Raw genomic sequence first — 16,579 nt, forward strand, 5'->3', positions numbered from 1 at the left:
TCGAATATTCTCGATTGTGTGAGGAGACGTCGTCCAGCATCGTTACGCTCATGACTGCTGTCGCCACCCCAGCCCGGACCTCCCCGCAAGCCCCCGCCAGCCCCCGCCGCACCCTCGACTGGCGGCTGCGCTTCGGCGTGCTGTCGCTGATCTGGGGCTTCAGCTTCCTGCTCATCAAGGTGGGCACCGACGGCTACGCGCCGTTCCAGGTCACCCTGGGCAGGCTGCTGTTCGGTACGGCGGTCCTCGCGGTCGCGATGGCGGTGAAGCGCGAGCGGCTGCCGCGCGGGGTCCGCACCTGGGCGCATCTGACGGTGGCGGCCTTCCTCCTCAACGCCCTGCCCTTCTCCCTGTTCGCGTACGCCGAGCTGACCATCCCCTCGGCCCTGGCCGGGATCTGCAACGCGACCTCGCCCCTGTGGGGCATGGCGCTCTCGCTGGTGGCGTTGTCCGAGGACCGGCCGACCCGGGTGCGGGTCGCGGGCCTGGGCCTCGGCTTCCTGGGCGTCCTGACGGTGCTGGGCGCCTGGCAGGGCTTCCACGGCCTGGACGCCCGCGGCACGACTCTGGCCCTGCTGGCCTCGCTCAGCTACCCGGTCGGCTGGATCTACCTGCGCCGCACCCTGGCGGACACCGGCTCCTCGGCCCTGTCGATGACCGGCGGTCAGCTCCTGCTGGCGACGCTCCAGCTGGCCGTGGTCACCCCGCTGTTCACCAGCCTCCCGAGCAGCTTCCCGCTGGTCCCGCTGCTCGCGACGGCCGCCCTGGGCGCGCTCGGCACGGGCCTCGCCCTGCTGATCCAGTACGGCCTGGTCGCGGAGGTCGGCCCCACCACGGCCCAGATGGTCACCTACTTCATCCCCGTCATCGCGACGGCGGCGGGCGTCGCGATCCTCGGCGAGCCGCTGAGCTGGTCCACCCCGGTGGGCGCGGCGATCGTCCTGGCGGGAGCGGCCCTGACCCAGGCGCGGGGCAGAGCCTGACCCCGACGACCGGGATCCCCCGAGGCGCCGCCCGGCGCGGCCCCAGGCCGTCCCCCGCCCGCCGTGACCGCCCGGCACCGGACGACGCGCCCGCCGGGACCGTGTCCCGCGGCGGCTCCACGCCCTAGACGTACCCGCGTGCGCCGCTCACCCGTACCGCCGAGGCGACGGCGTCCGCCAGGGGCCCGGCCTCGTCGGCGGCGAGCGTCGACACCGTGATCCGGATCCCCGGCGGTGCGTCGATCCGGAACCGCGCGCCGGGCGCGACGGCCCATCCCGCCTGGAGCATCCGGGCCACGGCCCCCGTCTCGTCCGGCACCGGGATCCACACGTTCATCCCGCTGCGGCCGTGCGCCTCGACCCCCCGCGCGGCCAGCGCCGTGATCAGGGCGTCGCGCCGGTTCCCGTACGCCTCGGCCACCGCCCGCGCGTCCACCGCGCCCTCGGCCCACAGCCGCAGCACCGCGCGCTGGGTGATCCGGCTGACCCAGCCGGGTCCGAGCCGCTGGCGCCCGCGCACCCGGTCGAGGGTGACCTCGTCGCCGGTGAGCACGGCGAACCGCAGGTCGGGCCCGTACGCCTTGGCCACCGAGCGCACGAACGCCCAGTGCCGGGTGACGCCCGCGAGGGGGTGCAGCGGGAGGTCGACGATCCCGTGACCGTGGTCGTCCTCGACGAGCACGGTCTGCGGGTGGGCCCGCAGCACGGCACGCAGGGCACGCGCGCGTGCGGCGCTCACCGCCGCGCCGGTCGGGTTCTGCGCCCGGTCCGTGACGATCAGGGCGCGCGCCCCGCCCTCCAGGGCGCGCCGCACCTGCTCGGGCAGCGGCCCGTCGTCGTCGACGCCGACCGGAACGGGGCGCAGCCCGAGCGCCGGGACGAGGTCGAGCAGGGAGCCCCAGCCCGGATCCTCGACGGCCACGGTGTCGCCCGGTCGCACATGCGCGGCGAGGACGCGTTCGATCGCGTCCAGCGAACCGGAGGCGACGGCCACGGGGCCGGCCGGCACGCCGTCCGCGTCCAGCCCGGCGCGCGCCAGCCGCGCCAGTTCGGGCTCGAGCGGAGCGTGTCCGTACAGCACCGGCTCCCGGTCGGCCTGCTCGGCGGCCCACGCGAAGGCCGGCGCCAGCGGCGGCAGCAGCGCGGTGTCCGGGTTTCCCGCGGCCGCGTCCCGTACCCCCTCCGGCACCTCGACCCGGAGGAACTCGCGCCCGGTCGTGACGGGCTTCGACCGCACCCGGCTGCCCCGCCGGCCGTCGGTCTCGATCACCCCGCGCTCCCGCAGGGTGCGGTACGCGGCCGCGACGGTGTTCGGGTTCACCCCCAGCTCGGTCGCCAACTCCCTCATGGGCGGCAGCAGTCGACCGGGGCCCAGCGCACCGGTGCCCACCGCCGCCTCGATGCTCGCGGAAATCTCCGCTGCGCGTCGGCCTTTGATCGGATATTCTCCTAGCACAAAGCCTATTATGCACTAGTGCAATGGAGACCGCCATGCAGGGGACCCCGGAGACGACGACGCGGCCCGCCGCCTACACCCCGACCGACCGCACGATCCCCACCCGGTCCGCGGAGCGGGCCTCGTACGACAGGGACGCCGTGCACGCGATACTCGACGAGGGCTACGTCTGCCACCTCGGTTTCGTCCGCGACGGCGTGCCGGTCGTGCTGCCGACCCTGTACGGCAGGGTCGGCGAGACGCTCTACGTGCACGGCTCCACGGGCTCGCGTCCGCTGCGGATGACGGGACAGGCGGACCCGGGGCTGCCGGTGTGCCTGACGGTGACGCACGTCGACGGTCTGGTGCTGGCCCGCTCCGCCTTCCACCACTCGATCAACTACCGCTCGGTCGTGGTGCACGGCGTGGCGTACGACGTGACGGACCCGCAGGAGAAGCGTGACGCGCTCGACGCCCTCGTCGACCATGTCGTCCCGGGCCGGGCCGCCGACTCGCGCCCCGCCAACAAGAAGGAGCTGGCCGCGACCGCGGTGATCCGCCTGGACCTGAACGAGGTCTCGGCCAAGGCCCGCACCGGCGGGGTGAACGACGAACCGGAGGACCTCGCCCTCCCCCACTGGGCCGGTGTGCTCCCGCTGCGCAAGGGTTACGACGCGCCCCTCCCGGAGGCCGACCTCGCCCCCGGCACCGGACTCCCCGCCTACCTCGCGGTGCCGTGATGCTCATCCACCCCTGGGACGCACCCCACGACGACGCCGAGTGGCGCACCTGGCTGTCCGCCCACGACTTCGGCCAGCTCGCGGTCAACGGCCCGGCGGGCGAGCCCCCCTTCGTCCAGCCGCTGCACTTCGCCTACGACGCCGACGCGGGCGAGGCCGTCACCCACCTGGCCCGCCCCAACCCGCTCTGGCCCGCCCTGGAGGCGGACCCGACCGTGATCCTGAGCGTGGTCGACGACTACGTGTTCGTCCCCGGCCCGTGGCAGGCGCCGCCGGGCGCCCCCGCCGAGCACGGCACGCCGACGAGCTTCTACGCGGCGGTCCAGCTCCGCTGCACGGCGCACCTCGTGGACGATCCGGCCGCCAAGGCCGAGCTGCTCGGACGCCAGCTGGGTCACTTCCAGCCGGACGGCGGCTCCGCCCGGCCCGCGGTCGGCGAGGCGCCGTACGGCCGGCTGCTCTCCGGCATCCGCGGCGTGCGGCTCGAGGTGACCGGTGTGCGGGCCAAGTTCAAGTACGCGGCCCACCGGCCGAGCGAGACCCAGGACCGCATCGCCGCGGGCCTGGCCGCCCGCGGCGGCCCACGCGACGCGGCGGCCGCCGAGCACCTGTCGCGACGACGCCGGGCATGACCGTCCGAGGTCGCCTACGGGACGGCGCGCGAAAGGGGCGGCAGCCCGGCCCCGCGCCGCCCACGGCAGTCGCGTCCTGAGCCGGATGTGTCGTGACGCCGCGCGCCCGCCCGGGAGACCGCGAGGACCCGCCCCGAGCCGTCGCGGGCACGGGGGCAGAGACCGGGGCGGGGGCGGGGGCCGGGGGCAGAGACGGGGGCGGGGCGGGGGTGTTCAGGACGCGCCCGGGAGAGCCTAGGCGGCCGTTCCGCGGGCGGACAGCTCCCGCTCGGGACTGCCGCCGGCCACCGGCTCCGCGGCGCCCTTGGCCGGCGCGGACGACTGCGCGATGAAGGCCCCCAGGAGGACCACCGCCCCGCCCACGATCTGCGGCGCCGAGAGGTGTTCGCCGAGCAGCACCCAGGCGAGCACCGTCGCGATGACCGCCTCCAGACAGGCCACCACGCCCGCGACCTGGGGCGAGAGCCGCCGCACGGAGACCACGCCGGTGACGTACGCGACCACCGTCGCGACGAGCACGATCCAGCCGAGAAGCAGCCAGGCGGGGACCTCGGTGCCGTTCATGCCCGCGGTGTGCGCGAGCACCGACCAGTCCATGCCCCAGGGGCGGGAGACGGCGGTCAGGACGACGGCGCCCACGAGCAGGCCGTACGCGATGACGCCGAGCGGATCGGGCGCTTCCTCCCCGGAGTCGCTGCCCTGGTCGGACAGGACGAAGTAGCCGACCTGGCAGCAGGCGGCCGCGAGCGCGAGCAGCAGTCCGAAGACGTCGAAGCTCAGCCCCGACCAGACCTCCACGACACAGGCCAGCCCGCCCACCGCGAGGACCACACCGAGCGCGGCGGCCCGGGTCACCGGCCGCCGCTGCACGAACCGCACCCAGCCGAGCACCAGCGCGGGCGCGAGGTACTCGACGAGCAGCGCGACACCGACCGGGATGCGGGAGATCGCCGCGAAGTAGAACGCCTGCACTCCCGCCACACCGAGCAGACCGAACCCGGCGAGCAACGCCGGACGGGTCCGCAGCAGGGCGCGGTGCCGTACGGCGAGCGGCAGCATCACCAGGGCCGCGCCGGTCACCCGCAGCCACACCACGTGCAGCGGATCGAGGCCCGCCTCGATCAGCGGCTTGGCCGCGACCCCGGATCCGCCGAAGGCGATGGCCGACCCGATCGCCAGACCGAGCCCGATGCCCTTTCCGCGCTTGCGCTCACTGCTCACAGACGTATGCACCGGCACATGATGACAGGGGATGACATGAGCGTCATCCCCGATGACACCTGTCTCATCGGCTGGACGGCCCCAGGCGGCGGAACGGGGACGATCGGCCCGGGCTCGGCGGGGGCCGGGACCGGGCTCGGCGGGGGCCGGGACCGGGCTCGGCGGGGGCCGCAGCCGGGCTCGGCGGGGGGACTGGGAGCGGGCTCAACGGCGGTCGGGCCGGGTTCGGTGGAGGTCGGGCCGGGTTCGGTGGAGGTCGGGGCCGCGACCGGGCCCAGTAGGGGGCCGGGCCAGGATCAGCAGGGGTCGGACCGGGGTCAGCGGGACCAGAACCGGACTCGGTAGGGATCGGGGGCAGCGGCGGTCAGTGGGGCCAGGGACCGGAATCAGCAGGGTCAGGGACCAAGGTCAGCAGGGTCGGGGACCAGGGTCAGCAGCCGCCGGGACCAGGCTCAGCAGGCGCTTCGCCGCCTCCGGGGCGGGTCCGGCGCCCCTGGAGGCCGTCCTCGAGCCGTGCGCTCAACTCATGGACGTCGACGGCGGCGCGGGTCAGCACCTCGACGGCCCGCGCCTGCGGGTCCGCGACGATCGCCGCGAGCAGGTCGACGCCCCGGGCCGGCGCTCCGTCGCGCCCGGCGGCGCGCACGCACGCGTGCTCCAGCGCGGCCGCGGCCAGCGGGGAGAGTCCCTCGACGACCGCCACCGCGGCCAACGCCCTCGAGTCCTCGATTCCGCTCTGCCAGCGCAGGCCGTAGCCGATGCTGCGCTGGACGAGGTAGCCGAGCAGCCGGGCGAGCTGGGGTCCGCCGTCGAAGGCGGCGCGCACCTGGGGGTCCTGTTCGAGGAGCGAGTGCAGCAGGTGGGCGGTGTCGACCTGCCGGTCCCCGTCCCGCACCGCCCTGCGACGGGCGGCGGCGAGCGCCGCCGCGGGCTCGGCGGCGAGCCTGGGGTCGTCGTCCATGCCGTGCGCCACCGGGCCGGGGGGCGACTGCCGGAAAGTACGGGATTGCACAACCCCACCCCATCAGCCCCGGCCGGGCACGGTCATCCCCGGCGGGGAGCATCTTCGCGTCCCACACAGAGCGGACCCCGGCCGTCGGAATCTCCTCCCTACGGATGAGATCAGGCCGCTTTCCTCTCGGGGGCGCGCGCCGGCTTGCCGCACGCCCGGGACGTGCTCGACGCCACGGCGGTCCGGCGGACGGGCCGAAGCGGTCCCGAGTGCACCGCGCCACTCCTCCACATCTTCTGACGGTTCGTCAGTATTGAATGTTCGAGGTCTCGGAGCTACGTTCCGCGACACCGCAGCCGCAGCCCAGTTGCCCGACACGAAGAGGTGGTCGCATGGCCGAAATCAGCGCGGAGGCACGCATCGAGGCACCGGCCGAGAAGGTGTGGGCCCAGCTCACCGACTGGTCGGCGTACGGGGAGTGGAACGCGACCCACACCAACTTCCCCAAGGGCGGCCCCGAGACCCTCGCCGTGGGCGCGACCTTCCAGGAGAACATGAAGCTCATGGGCTTCCCGGCCGAGGTCGAGTGGACCGTGACGGAGCTGGAGCCCGCGCGGGTGCTGGCCATCCAGGGGAAGGGCCCGATGGCGGTGTCCGTCGCCACCCGCTACACCCTGACCCCCGACGGCGACGCCACGACGGTCCGCATCGACGGCGAGTTCACCGGCGCGGCCGTGTCGCTGATGGCGGGCAGGCTCAAGGACTCGGGCACCGCCGCGCTGAACGAGTCGCTGCGCAAGCTGGGCGCACTGGTGGCCTGACCGGGCGAGGCGCACGGCGCACGAAGGCGCCCCGCGGATGACTCCGCGGGGCGCCTCGGCATCGCCGTACGGCGATCAGTCCTCGTCGGCGAGGATCAGGTACAGCTTCTTGCGGGCGTCGTTGATGACCGTGAGCGCCTTCTCGCGCTGCTCCTTGCTGCCGGTCTTCCAGACCTGCCCGAAGGCCTCCATCAGACCGAAGCCGGCCTGGCGGATCTCACTGAGAGCCTCCCAGTCGACCCCGCGCGAGGCTTCCTCCCAGGGAGCCTCCGGGCCCTCCTCGGCGGCCGTGCGGCCTTCTTCGGTGAGCGAGAACAGCTTCTTGCCGCCGTCGCTCGCACTGCTGATCAGGCCCTCGTCCTCCAGCAGCTGGAGGGTGGGGTACACCGAGCCCGGGCTGGGCTTCCACGCCCCGCCACTGCGCTCGGCGATCTCCTGGATCATCTCGTAGCCGTGCATGGGCCGGTCCTTGAGCAGGGCCAGGATCGAGGCCCGTACGTCACCGCGCCGCGCCCTCCCCCTGGGTCCGCCACGCCCTCGTCCGCCCCAGGGGCCGCCGAAGCCCGGCCCGAAGCCGGGGCCGCCGCCGGGGCCGCCGCCGGGGCCGCCGCCGGGGCCGAATCCCGGACCGCCCGGGCCACCCGGACCGAAGGGTCCGAATGCCGCCCGGCGGCCGTCGAAGCCGCCGCGACCGCGCCGGGGGCCGTCCTGTCCATGTCCACGCTCGAATCCGTGGGTACGCATCGCAAACCACTCCTTCATTCCATCGTTGATCTGTCGCGATGCGTCAACGATATATCGGAACAGTTCGCTTGACAAGGGCCCGGGCCGTCCCGGGTGCGGACGCCGTCTAGGGTGCGGACATGACACCCCGCAGCGCTTCGCACGGCACCCCGGACGCCTATCTCTCCGCACTGTTCTCGCTGGACGACCGGGTCGCCGTGGTGACCGGCGGCAGCTCGGGCATCGGCCGGGCCATCGCCGGCGCGCTCGCCCGGGCCGGGGCGGCCGTCGTGATCGTGGCGCGCAAGGAGGCCGAGCTGGCCGCCACGGTCGACGAGCTGACCGCGGACGGCTGCCGGGCAGCCTGGGTGAGCGCCGACCTGAGCACCCGCGACGGGGTGCGGGCCGCCGCGGAGCAGGCGGCGGCGGTGTACGGCGAGCCCGACATCCTCGTCAACTGCGCCGGGATCAATCTGCGGCCGCCGATGGGGGAGCTCGGCGAGGACGTGTGGGACGCCACGATGGCGGTGAACCTGGAGGCGCCCTATCTGCTGGGCCTGCGGTTCGGCCCCGGCATGGCCGAGCGCGGCTTCGGGCGGATCATCCACATCACCTCGCAGCAGGCACACCGCGCGTTCGTCCAGAGCGGCGCCTACGGCGTCTCCAAGGGAGCCCTGGAGTCGCTGGCCCGCTCCCAGGCCGAGGCATGGTCGCCGTACGGCGTCACCTGCAACACGCTGGTGCCGGGCTTCGTCCTCACCCCGCTCAACATGCGGCTGCAGTCCGACCCGGAAAAGGTGGCGGCGCTGGCCGCGCGCACGATGGTCGGGCGCAACGGCCTGGCCGAGGACTTCGCCGGAGCCGCCGTGTTCCTCGCGGGCCGCTCCTCCGGCTATGTGACCGGGCAGTCGATCTTCGTCGACGGCGGCTTCTCGGTCCACTGACGCCGCGTCCACCGACGCCCGCCCGCGCAGCGTCGTGCGGTGCCGGACCGAGCCCGGCACCGCACGGGAGCGGAAGACGGTCTACGCCGCCTGCGGCACGAAGTGGACGATGTCGTCCCCTCCCGGCTGCACCACGCCGTACGTGCTCTCGGGAACCTTGTTCCAGGCGCCGGGCAGGTCGCCCAGGGGCTCGGAGACGATGAGCCGGGTCTCGTCCGAGACCTCGCGCAGGAACGCCAGATCGGGGTGGAGCGAGCGGAGCGTCTCCACCCGGGTGCTGTAGAACAGTGAGCGTGATTCGCCCTGGCTGGAGTAGCGGAAGGCCCACAGCCGCTCCCCGTCGGTCACCGCGACCGTCATCTGCACCGGGTACTCCACCCCGTGCGCGCGGCCGGTGCGCTCCACCAGGCCGACCATCCGTGCGACCGCGCCCGGCGGATCCTCCTCCAGACCGAGGGTGAGGGCCAGGTAGAACATCATCTCCGAGTCCGTCGACCCCTCGATGTCGAGGAAGAGCTGCGGGTCGACGGCGAGGGCGAGGTCCCGGCGCATCCGGTGGAAGTCGGCGATGGCGCCGTTGTGCATCCACATCCAGCGCCCGTGCCGGAAGGGGTGCGAGTTGGTCTGCTGCACCGCCGTGCCGGTCGAGGCCCGGATGTGCGCGAAGAACAGCGGTGAGCGGACGTGACCGGCGATCTCCCGCAGGTTGCGGTTGCTCCACGCCGGGCCGATCTCCCGGACCACGGCGGGGCTCCCGTCGGCGGCGTCGGCGTACCAGCCCACGCCGAAACCGTCACCGTTCGTGGTCTCCACGCCCATCTTGGAGTGCAGGCTCTGGTCGATCAGCGAGTGCGTCGGCCGGTAGAGGATCGTTTCGAGCAGGACAGGGGTTCCCGAGTAGGCGAGCCAACGGCACATCGTCTACCGCCTTCCTGGTGGTACGGACGGCACGGCCGCGCCCGGTCAGTCCGCGAACCTGTCGGGCTTCACCACGCACAGCGCCCAGATGATGAACGCGGAGAAGGCGATCATCACCACGGACCAGACCGGGTAGTACGGCAGGGAGAGGAAGTTGGCGATGACGATCAGCCCGGCGACGGCGACGCCGGCGACCCGCGCCCACATCGCCGCCCGGAACAGTCCCAGGCTGATGATCACCGCGACGGCGCCCAGGGCGAGGTGGATCCAGCCCCAGCCGGTGAGGTCGAACGCGAAGACGTAGTCGCGGCTGGAGAGGAAGACGTCGTCCTCGGCGATCCCCATGATTCCCCGGAAGATGTCGAGCACTCCGGCGAGCATGAGGGTCACGGCGGCGAAGACCGTCAGGCCCTCGGCCCAGCTCTCTCCCGCCGTGTGCCCGCCCGACGGCGTGTGCGTGGGGTGTGTCGCTGTCATCGCGAAGCCTCGATTCGGTGTCGTCCGCCTCGACGTCGTCCGGCTCGGCTGTGTGCGGGCCCGACGGCGGGCGGCTCGGCGCTGCGTGTCCGGGCGATGCGCGTCCGGTCTGTGCGCGTACCGGCTGTGCGCGTACCGGCTGGGCGCGGGGCGCTCAGCGGCCGCCGCCGCTCAGGACCAGCTTCTTCGCCCTGTCGAACTCCTCGTCCGTGATGTCCCCGCGGGCACGGATCTCCGACAGCCGGGCGAGCTCGTCGACGCTGCTGGAGGGGCCGGTGCCCTTCGCGGTCTCGCGGATGTAGCTGTCGAAGGCCTGCTGCTGCTCCCGCGCCTGCTTGATCTCCCGGCGCCCCATGTTCTTGCCCCGCGCGACCACGTAGACGAAGACGCCCAGGAAGGGCAGCACGATGCAGAACACCAGCCAGCCCGCCTTGGCCCAGCCGCTGAGGTCGTCGTCGCGGAAGATGTCCACGACGATCCGGAACAGCAGGACGAACCACATGACCCACAGGAAGAACACCATCATGGTCCAGAAGGCGCTCAGCAGCGGATAGTCGTAGGCGAGGTACGTGTCCCCACTCATCTGTTTCCTCCGTTCCGGGCCGGGGCCCGACATGGCGTGGTAGCCGTTCTCAGCTTGCGCGGAGCGGGTGCGGACGGCCTCACCCGGGGCGGGTGAGCGCGCCGGTCACCTCAGAGGGTCCGCTCGGGCGCCCCCGGCCCCGCCGGACGTGCCCGGCGCAGCGCGGCCCGCCAGGCGAAGGCCACCGCGGCCTCGACCAGGCCGAGCAGGACGAGCCACAGGCCGAGCAGCCTGGTCAGCGCCCGGGCCGACTCGGTGGGCAGGGCCAGCACCACGATCCCCGCGACGATGGCCAGCACGGCGGCGCCGAGCACGACTCCCCGGTGCGGGAGGTCCTTGGTGGCGAGCGCCGTGTAGAGGGTCAGGATGCCGGACACCAGCCAGAGGACCCCGACGATCAGCGACAGCGTCGCGATGGTCTGCAACGGGTTCCTCAGGCACAGCACCCCGGCGACGACGTAGAGCACCGCCAGCAGGAGCCCGGTGAGGCGTTCTCCGTGGTCGTCCCTGCCGAAGGCCGCGACGAACCGGAAGCCTCCGGTCACCAGCAGGTACAGGCCGATCAGGACCGCCAGGACGTGCAGGGTCTCGTCCGGCCAGACCAGGATCAGGATGCCCGGCACGAGCGTGGCGACCGCCGAGCCTAGGATCCACGTCCAGGAGCGGCCGAGGACGGCCAGCGCCTCGGCGGGATCGGCGCCCGCCGGCCCGGAGACCGGCCTGCCGGACAGCGGGTCCGGTCCGCCGGACAGCGGGTCCGGTCCGGTGTGCGGTGCGGGACCTGGCGAAACGCTCATGACTCCTCCTCGCGCCCGGCCGGGGACGACGGCCTCCGGCTCGTCACTCCGGCAGTTGGCGCATCTCCATGACCCGCAGCCCCAGGGACTGGCAGCGGGCCAGCAGCCCGTACAGGTGCGCCTCGTCGACGACGTACCCGAACAGGACGGTCTGGCCGGACATGACCACATGGTCCAGCTCCGGGAACGCCCTGGTCAGCGCCTCCGACAAGTGCCCTTCGACGCGGATCTCGTAGCGCATGAGCTGCTCTCCCCGGGATGGCCTGGGATTGGCGGACTGCGCACTCACCCCTGCGATCGTCCGCCCTCGCGAGGCCGCCTGCCTCACCCCCCACGGGCGATCCGGACCAGGCGTCGTCGGTCAGAGCAGTTTCAGCTCACGGGCGCGGCGCACCGCGTCGTTGCGGCGGTTGACCGCCAGCTTCCGGTACGCGCTCTTGAGGTGGGTCTTGACCGTGTTCACGGAGACGAACAGATCGGCGGCGATCTCCTCCGTCGACATCGTCAGCGCGAGCCTGCGCAGCACGTCGAGTTCCCGTCCGCTCAGCGCCTCCACGACCGGGAACGGCGGGGCGTCGGGGGCCGGCCCGCCGGGGGCGGGCCGGGCGGTGCCCGGCACCCGCGGTGACGCCGTGTCCAGGAACGGGCGGATCCAGGGGCCGGCCTCGAGGAAGGGCCGTCGCAGCCCGTCCCGCCGCGCCTCGCGCAGGGCCTGGGCGACCAGTCTGCGGGTCGTGGCCGCGTCGCCCGCAGCGTCCGCCACCTGCGCTCGCACCAGCGTGGCCCGGACGGTCACCGCGGGACCCGCGGCGCCCTCCGGCCGCACGCCGTCGAGGAGGTCGATCGCCGCGTCCGGCCTGCCGGCCGCGACCTGGGCCCGCGCCGCCCCGACCGCGTACGCCGACTGCTCGTCGGACACCGCCTGCCACACCTCGACGGCCGTCTCCGGCCGGCCTTCGGCCAGATACGCGGCTGACGCGACGAGCGCCGTCTGTCCCTCCGCCCAGGGGGAGATCACGGCGGCCGGCACCGCGCGTCCGGCCGCTTCGAGGGCGGCTCGGGTGTCCCCTCGGGCCAGGTGCAGGCGCGCGGTCACGATGGCCCGGCCCGCGTCCAGGACCGGGTCCCGCAGCGCCGGGTCCGACTCGGCCGCCTCGTCGAGGAACGCCCGCGCCAGGGTCAGGTCGTCGCGGTCCACGGCGACGGCGGCCAGCACCAGCCGCGCCATGCCGGAACCGGACGGCCTGGGCAGCCCGTGCCGCTCCGTCTCGGTCACCGCCGCCCGGGCCGTGCGTTCCGCCCTGCCCGGCCAGCCGTTCAGATAGTCGATCAGCGCCAGCCTGCCCAGCGAGTCCTCGCGGGCGAGCGCCGTCGACGCCTCGGCCGCCGACCCGGCCACCCTCGACAGGGCGGCGCACGCGTCGTCGAACCGCCCGGCCCACAGCCGGGCCGAGCCCAGATGCGCCAGCAGGAGCGCGGTGAGCTCGGGATGCCGCTCCAGCAGATGGGCCGGCGCCCGGTCGCACAGCATCTCGGCCGCCGCCGCGGCCCACTCAGCCCGGCCCGGCGCGCCGGTCAGCCGCGCCGCCAGCGCCTCCAGCAGGGCACAGCTCAACCGGGCCGCCACGAGGCCGGGCGCCTCGCCGGGACTCCACTCGGCCGTCAGGGCCTGTTCCGCCGCGTGGTCCGGCGCGGCCGTCAGCCCCAGGTCGGCCGTCAGCCGCTGCTCCGCGTGCCGCAGGTGGGCCAGGCCCCGGTCGAGATCGCGCCGGGACAGCTCCCGGGCGGCCCGGACCAGGTCGGTGGCCGGGCTCGCGGCCTCCGGCCCCATCCGGGAGAACAGCTCGGCGAGTTCGTCCGATCGCAGGCCGGTGAAGAGCCAGCCGATGGCGAGGTCGTCGATCAGCGCGCCGGCGGTGAACTCCCAGTCGCCGGCGGCGGCGCCCTGGCCCAGCGTCTCCGTGAGGGATCCCGAGTCCCGCAGCCAGTGCGCGGCCCGCCGGTGCAGTTCGGGTTCCAGGCCGGGCGAACGCATCCGCAGATGGGCGCGGAGGATCTCGCCGAACAGCGGGTGGAGGCGGTACCAGTCCTGCCCGAGGTGCTCCACGAACGCGTTCTCGCGGTACAGGCCGGCCAGGATGGGCCCGGCGTCGGTGCGCTCCGTCAGCGCGTTCACCAGCTCGGGGCGGAACCGGTCGAGCACGCTCACCCGCAGCAGGAGGTCCTGTGTCTCGGCGGGCTGCCGGCGGAGCACCTCCGCCAGCAGGAAGTCGGCGACGGTGGTGCGGTCGGCCTCGAACTCCTTCAGATACCTCTCCGGATCCGGGTTCTCCCGGGCGGCGAGGGCGCAGAGCCGCAGGCCGGCGGCCCAGCCCCCGGTCCGGTCCACCAGGCCCCGGGTCGCGGGCGCCGGCAGCCGCAACCCGTGCCGCTCCAGCAGCTCGGCCGCCTCCTCGGCGGTGAACGCCAGCTCCGCGCCCCGGATCTCCGTCAGGTCGCCGGCCGCCCGGTACCGGTGCAGCGGCAGCAGCGGCTCGGTACGGGAGACGAGGATCAGACGCAGGCCGTCGCCCGCGTGGTGCAGCACGAACTCCAGCTGCTCCGCGATCTCCGGGTCGAGCACCCGGTCGTACTCGTCGAGCACCACGATCGCGGGCTGGTCCAGGGTGCTCAGTTCCGCGGCGAGCCGCGCGAGCAGCTGCGGGGTGACCCGGGTCGCGTCCGCGGGGCAGCCGATGTCGGCGGGCAGGGAGGTGCCGGAGGCGCGCAGCGCCTCGAGCAGGTACGCCCAGAGCATGCCGGGGCCCTGCGCCGCCGCGTCGGTGGTGAGCCAGGCGACGGGCCTCTCGCGTGCCGCGGCCCAGTCGGCGACGAGGAGCGTCTTGCCGGCGCCCGCGGCGCCGTTGACCATGGTCAACGGCGTGTCCAGAGCCTGGTCGAGATGCCTGACCAGCCGCTCGCGCCGCAGGAACGTCACCGGCCGGGCCGGAACCACGAACCGGGTCCGCAGAAACGGATCCCCTTGGGGGTCGGCCGACGACGACGTCGGATCGGTATCGCTCTCGCGGAGCCCAGCCATGGCGCTCACCGCCACTGGTCGTCAGGTCATGGGTGACGCTCCCCCTCAGCATCCCAGGGTTCGGCCCCGGCTGCCCTGCGAGGACCCGGGGGCGCTACCGCCCGACGTCCCCTCGGCGCGCCGACGGAAACCCGGCGGGGGTGCGGGGGCCGGGCCGGACGCCCGGCGGGGGGCGGAGCCGGAATTCGACCGAGGGGGGCCGCGGAGCCGGATCCGGCCGTGGGCACAGCGGCGCAGGCGGGAGTACCGGCGGCACGGCAGCGCAGGCGGGAATGCAGGCGGCACGACAGCGCAGGCGGGAATGCAGGCGGCACGGCAGCGCAGGCGGGAATGCAGGCGGCACGGCGGGAGCATCCCGGGGTGCGGGCAGGGGGTGCCCCGCCATACGTCCGCGACGATCGACGCCGTCCCGCCCCGGCCGTCCCCTCCCGCCTCTCCCCGTCACGGCCACGGCCGACGCGTGGCGCGGCCCGGTGAAACCGAGCCAGGACTCGCGGATTGGCCTTGGCCGACGGGCGCGTCCACCGCCTAGCGTCACCGGCATGCGCATTCGAATCGTCGACGCCTTCACCGACCGCCCCTTCAGCGGCAACCCGGCCGGGGTCCTGCTCCTGGACGCCTTCCCGGACGACAACCGGCTCCAGAACGTCGCTCTGGAGGTCAACCACGCCGAGACGGCGTTCGCCCACCCGCTCCCCGAGGGCGGCGAGGCGGACTGGGCCCTGCGCTGGTTCACACCCGCCGCCGAGGTCGACATGTGCGGCCACGCCACGCTCGCGACGGCCCACGTCCTGCACACCACGGGCGCCCACCGGGGCCCGGTGCGCTTCGCCACCCGCAGCGGTGTCCTGATCGCGACGCCCGCCGAAGACGGCTCGATCACCCTGGACTTCCCGACCGCCCCGCTGACCAGGGACGAGATCCCGGACGGGCTCGCCGAGGCCCTGGGCGCCGAGCCGCTCGCCTGTTTCGACACCGGCCCGCACGTCGGCGACCTGCTGATCGAGCTGGCCGACGAGCAGACCGTCCACGCCCTGCGGCCCGACCACAAGGCGCTGGCCGCCCACTCCCGCCGGGGCGTCATCGCGACCGCCCGCGCCGAGAACGCCGAGCTGGGGTACGACTTCGTCTCCCGCTGCTTCTTCCCGAACATCGGCATCGACGAGGATCCCGTGACGGGCAGCGCCCACACCGCCCTGGCGCCGTACTGGGCCGAGCGGCTCGGCCGCCCCGCCCTGACCGGCCTCCAGGCCTCGCCCCGGGCCGGCCGGGTCCGTACCGAACTGTGCGGCGAGCGCACCCTGCTGAGCGGCCGGGCGGTCACGGTCATCGAGGGCGACCTGCTCGTCTGAGACCTGCCGACGGGGAAGGTGGGCCGGCTCACGCCGTCGGGAGCCACCCCACCTTCCCCGCCAGCAGCGCGTATCCCACGAAGGCCCCGATGTCGAGCAGGGAGTGCGCCACGACCAGCGGACCCACCCGGCCCCAGCGCCGGTAGAGGTAGACGAACACCACGCCCATCGCCATGTTGCCGAGGAAGCCGCCGATGCCCTGGTAGAGGTGGTAGGAGCCGCGCAGCACGGCACTGGCCACCAGCGCGGTGCCCGGCGTCCAGCCCAACTGTCCCAGCCTGCGCAGCAGATAGCCGACGACGATGACCTCTTCGAGGATCGCGTTCTGCAGCGCGGACAAGATCAGCACGGGGTACTTCCACCACACGTCCGGCAACGCCTCCGGCACCACTGTGAGGTTGAAGCCGAGGCCGCGCGCCGCCAGGTAGAAGGCGATGCCGGTGCTGCCGATCACCGCCGCGACGGCCGCTCCGCGACCGAGGTCCGGCCAGGGCCGGGTGCGGTCGAAGCCCAGGGTCCGCAGTCCCTGTCCCTCGCGCGTGAGGAAATGCGCGACCAGGGCCACCGGGACGAGCGCCTTGGCGATCCAGAACAGCTGCCAGGCGAGGTCGAGCCAGGGACGACCCGGCGCGGCCGAGGCGTTGAGGGTGGCCGCCTGATCCTTCAGGCCGCCCGGCTCGGTGACCGATCCGACGAAGCTGATCAGGGCGGACACACCGCTCGCACCGAGCGAGACCCCCAGCACGAGCAGCGTCTCGTTGCGCAAGATCCGTCGCGAGAGCTGCTCCCGCGGATACGACTCAGCCACCTGCCCTGCCTCCACCTGCACACGTGCCGTCAGTTGCGTGAACCCGCCGCATCCCACCCCTGCCCCGCCAGGGCCCCCAAACGAATGCCGAAGATCGTGCGTGACAGGCCGTCG

Annotated in this window: 17 protein-coding genes; 6 read left to right on the top strand and 11 right to left on the bottom strand. The window is 73.9% G+C overall.

The annotated features are described in order from the left end of the window. The first annotated feature begins 50 nt into the window (after nucleotides 1-50). On the top strand, nucleotides 51-983 hold the full coding sequence (locus J2X68_RS31310) for a DMT family transporter (RefSeq protein ID WP_310435963.1): 933 nt from the start codon (nucleotides 51-53) through the stop codon (nucleotides 981-983). A 124-nt stretch (nucleotides 984-1,107) separates the two neighbouring features. Here J2X68_RS31310 and J2X68_RS31315 read toward each other — a convergent pair whose 3' ends face one another. Further along, complete coding sequence (locus J2X68_RS31315) at nucleotides 1,108-2,439, bottom strand: aminotransferase class I/II-fold pyridoxal phosphate-dependent enzyme (RefSeq protein ID WP_310435964.1); 1,332 nt, start codon at nucleotides 2,437-2,439, stop codon at nucleotides 1,108-1,110. Between the two features lie 35 nt (nucleotides 2,440-2,474). Here J2X68_RS31315 and J2X68_RS31320 point away from each other — a divergent pair, with 35 nt between their 5' ends. After that, nucleotides 2,475-3,158 (top strand): pyridoxamine 5'-phosphate oxidase family protein, encoded by a 684-nt coding sequence (locus J2X68_RS31320; RefSeq protein ID WP_310435965.1) that lies wholly within the window; start codon nucleotides 2,475-2,477, stop codon nucleotides 3,156-3,158. Then, complete coding sequence (locus J2X68_RS31325) at nucleotides 3,158-3,790, top strand: FMN-binding negative transcriptional regulator (RefSeq protein WP_310435966.1); 633 nt, start codon at nucleotides 3,158-3,160, stop codon at nucleotides 3,788-3,790. Before J2X68_RS31320 ends, J2X68_RS31325 begins: the two co-directional genes overlap by 1 nt. 234 nt (nucleotides 3,791-4,024) lie before the next feature. Here the strand turns inward: J2X68_RS31325 and J2X68_RS31330 are convergent, their stop codons facing one another. Both J2X68_RS31330 and J2X68_RS31335 read right to left on the bottom strand, forming a co-directional pair. After that, nucleotides 4,025-5,029 (bottom strand): EamA family transporter, encoded by a 1,005-nt coding sequence (locus J2X68_RS31330; protein WP_310435967.1) that lies wholly within the window; start codon nucleotides 5,027-5,029, stop codon nucleotides 4,025-4,027. 412 nt (nucleotides 5,030-5,441) lie between these two features. Next, the gene (locus J2X68_RS31335; RefSeq protein ID WP_310436003.1) at nucleotides 5,442-5,972 is read right to left on the bottom strand and encodes a Clp protease N-terminal domain-containing protein; all 531 of its coding nucleotides are present in this window, start codon (nucleotides 5,970-5,972) and stop codon (nucleotides 5,442-5,444) included. Between the two features lie 383 nt (nucleotides 5,973-6,355). Between J2X68_RS31335 and J2X68_RS31340 the strand changes: the two genes are divergently transcribed. After that, nucleotides 6,356-6,784 (top strand): SRPBCC family protein, encoded by a 429-nt coding sequence (locus J2X68_RS31340; RefSeq protein ID WP_310435968.1) that lies wholly within the window; start codon nucleotides 6,356-6,358, stop codon nucleotides 6,782-6,784. Nucleotides 6,785-6,859: 75 nt separating this feature from the next. On the opposite strand, the gene J2X68_RS31345 is transcribed toward J2X68_RS31340, so the two are convergent. Next, complete coding sequence (locus tag J2X68_RS31345; protein WP_310435969.1) at nucleotides 6,860-7,528, bottom strand: PadR family transcriptional regulator; 669 nt, start codon at nucleotides 7,526-7,528, stop codon at nucleotides 6,860-6,862. Between the two features lie 119 nt (nucleotides 7,529-7,647). On the opposite strand from J2X68_RS31345, the gene J2X68_RS31350 reads away from it, so the two are divergent. Next, on the top strand, nucleotides 7,648-8,451 hold the full coding sequence (locus tag J2X68_RS31350; RefSeq protein WP_310435970.1) for an SDR family oxidoreductase: 804 nt from the start codon (nucleotides 7,648-7,650) through the stop codon (nucleotides 8,449-8,451). Between the two features lie 81 nt (nucleotides 8,452-8,532). Here the strand turns inward: J2X68_RS31350 and J2X68_RS31355 are convergent, their stop codons facing one another. The 6 genes from J2X68_RS31355 to J2X68_RS31380 all read right to left on the bottom strand — a co-directional run bounded on the left by J2X68_RS31355 (nucleotide 8,533) and on the right by J2X68_RS31380 (nucleotide 14,305). Further along, nucleotides 8,533-9,369, bottom strand: a complete 837-nt coding sequence (locus J2X68_RS31355) for a class II glutamine amidotransferase (RefSeq protein WP_310435971.1) — start codon at nucleotides 9,367-9,369, stop codon at nucleotides 8,533-8,535. A 45-nt stretch (nucleotides 9,370-9,414) separates the two neighbouring features. Further along, nucleotides 9,415-9,846, bottom strand: coding sequence for a hypothetical protein (locus J2X68_RS31360; protein ID WP_310435972.1), 432 nt, complete (start codon nucleotides 9,844-9,846; stop codon nucleotides 9,415-9,417). A gap of 154 nt (nucleotides 9,847-10,000) precedes the next feature. Next, complete coding sequence (locus J2X68_RS31365) at nucleotides 10,001-10,429, bottom strand: SHOCT domain-containing protein (protein ID WP_310435973.1); 429 nt, start codon at nucleotides 10,427-10,429, stop codon at nucleotides 10,001-10,003. Nucleotides 10,430-10,539: 110 nt separating this feature from the next. Then, nucleotides 10,540-11,226 (bottom strand): HdeD family acid-resistance protein, encoded by a 687-nt coding sequence (locus tag J2X68_RS31370; protein WP_310435974.1) that lies wholly within the window; start codon nucleotides 11,224-11,226, stop codon nucleotides 10,540-10,542. A 43-nt stretch (nucleotides 11,227-11,269) separates the two neighbouring features. Then, nucleotides 11,270-11,467, bottom strand: a complete 198-nt coding sequence (locus tag J2X68_RS31375) for a hypothetical protein (RefSeq protein WP_310435975.1) — start codon at nucleotides 11,465-11,467, stop codon at nucleotides 11,270-11,272. A gap of 120 nt (nucleotides 11,468-11,587) precedes the next feature. Further along, entirely contained in the window at nucleotides 11,588-14,305 is a 2,718-nt protein-coding gene (locus J2X68_RS31380; RefSeq protein WP_310435976.1) for a LuxR C-terminal-related transcriptional regulator, read from the bottom strand. A 542-nt stretch (nucleotides 14,306-14,847) separates the two neighbouring features. On the opposite strand from J2X68_RS31380, the gene J2X68_RS31385 reads away from it, so the two are divergent. Continuing rightward, complete coding sequence (locus J2X68_RS31385) at nucleotides 14,848-15,657, top strand: PhzF family phenazine biosynthesis protein (RefSeq protein WP_310435977.1); 810 nt, start codon at nucleotides 14,848-14,850, stop codon at nucleotides 15,655-15,657. Nucleotides 15,658-15,685: 28 nt separating this feature from the next. Here J2X68_RS31385 and J2X68_RS31390 read toward each other — a convergent pair whose 3' ends face one another. Beyond that, on the bottom strand, nucleotides 15,686-16,486 hold the full coding sequence (locus tag J2X68_RS31390; protein WP_310435978.1) for a type II CAAX endopeptidase family protein: 801 nt from the start codon (nucleotides 16,484-16,486) through the stop codon (nucleotides 15,686-15,688). Nucleotides 16,487-16,579: the final 93 nt, after the last annotated feature.

The sequence above is a fragment of the Streptomyces sp. 3330 genome (assembly GCF_031456635.1).
Classification (GTDB): Bacteria; Actinomycetota; Actinomycetes; order Streptomycetales; family Streptomycetaceae; genus Streptomyces.

What these genes read in the sequence shown, in the direction of transcription:
- J2X68_RS31310 (WP_310435963.1), top strand. Translation starts at nt 51, where the DNA reads ATGACTGCTGTCGCCACCCCAGCCCGGACCTCCCCGCAAGCCCCCGCC.
- J2X68_RS31320 (WP_310435965.1), top strand. Translation starts at nt 2,475, where the DNA reads ATGCAGGGGACCCCGGAGACGACGACGCGGCCCGCCGCCTACACCCCG.
- J2X68_RS31325 (WP_310435966.1), top strand. Translation starts at nt 3,158, where the DNA reads ATGCTCATCCACCCCTGGGACGCACCCCACGACGACGCCGAGTGGCGC.
- J2X68_RS31335 (WP_310436003.1), bottom strand. Translation starts at nt 5,972, where the DNA reads ATGGACGACGACCCCAGGCTCGCCGCCGAGCCCGCGGCGGCGCTCGCC.
- J2X68_RS31340 (WP_310435968.1), top strand. Translation starts at nt 6,356, where the DNA reads ATGGCCGAAATCAGCGCGGAGGCACGCATCGAGGCACCGGCCGAGAAG.
- J2X68_RS31345 (WP_310435969.1), bottom strand. Translation starts at nt 7,528, where the DNA reads ATGCGTACCCACGGATTCGAGCGTGGACATGGACAGGACGGCCCCCGG.
- J2X68_RS31350 (WP_310435970.1), top strand. Translation starts at nt 7,648, where the DNA reads ATGACACCCCGCAGCGCTTCGCACGGCACCCCGGACGCCTATCTCTCC.
- J2X68_RS31355 (WP_310435971.1), bottom strand. Translation starts at nt 9,369, where the DNA reads ATGTGCCGTTGGCTCGCCTACTCGGGAACCCCTGTCCTGCTCGAAACG.
- J2X68_RS31360 (WP_310435972.1), bottom strand. Translation starts at nt 9,846, where the DNA reads ATGACAGCGACACACCCCACGCACACGCCGTCGGGCGGGCACACGGCG.
- J2X68_RS31365 (WP_310435973.1), bottom strand. Translation starts at nt 10,429, where the DNA reads ATGAGTGGGGACACGTACCTCGCCTACGACTATCCGCTGCTGAGCGCC.
- J2X68_RS31370 (WP_310435974.1), bottom strand. Translation starts at nt 11,226, where the DNA reads ATGAGCGTTTCGCCAGGTCCCGCACCGCACACCGGACCGGACCCGCTG.
- J2X68_RS31375 (WP_310435975.1), bottom strand. Translation starts at nt 11,467, where the DNA reads ATGCGCTACGAGATCCGCGTCGAAGGGCACTTGTCGGAGGCGCTGACC.
- J2X68_RS31380 (WP_310435976.1), bottom strand. Translation starts at nt 14,305, where the DNA reads ATGGCTGGGCTCCGCGAGAGCGATACCGATCCGACGTCGTCGTCGGCC.
- J2X68_RS31385 (WP_310435977.1), top strand. Translation starts at nt 14,848, where the DNA reads ATGCGCATTCGAATCGTCGACGCCTTCACCGACCGCCCCTTCAGCGGC.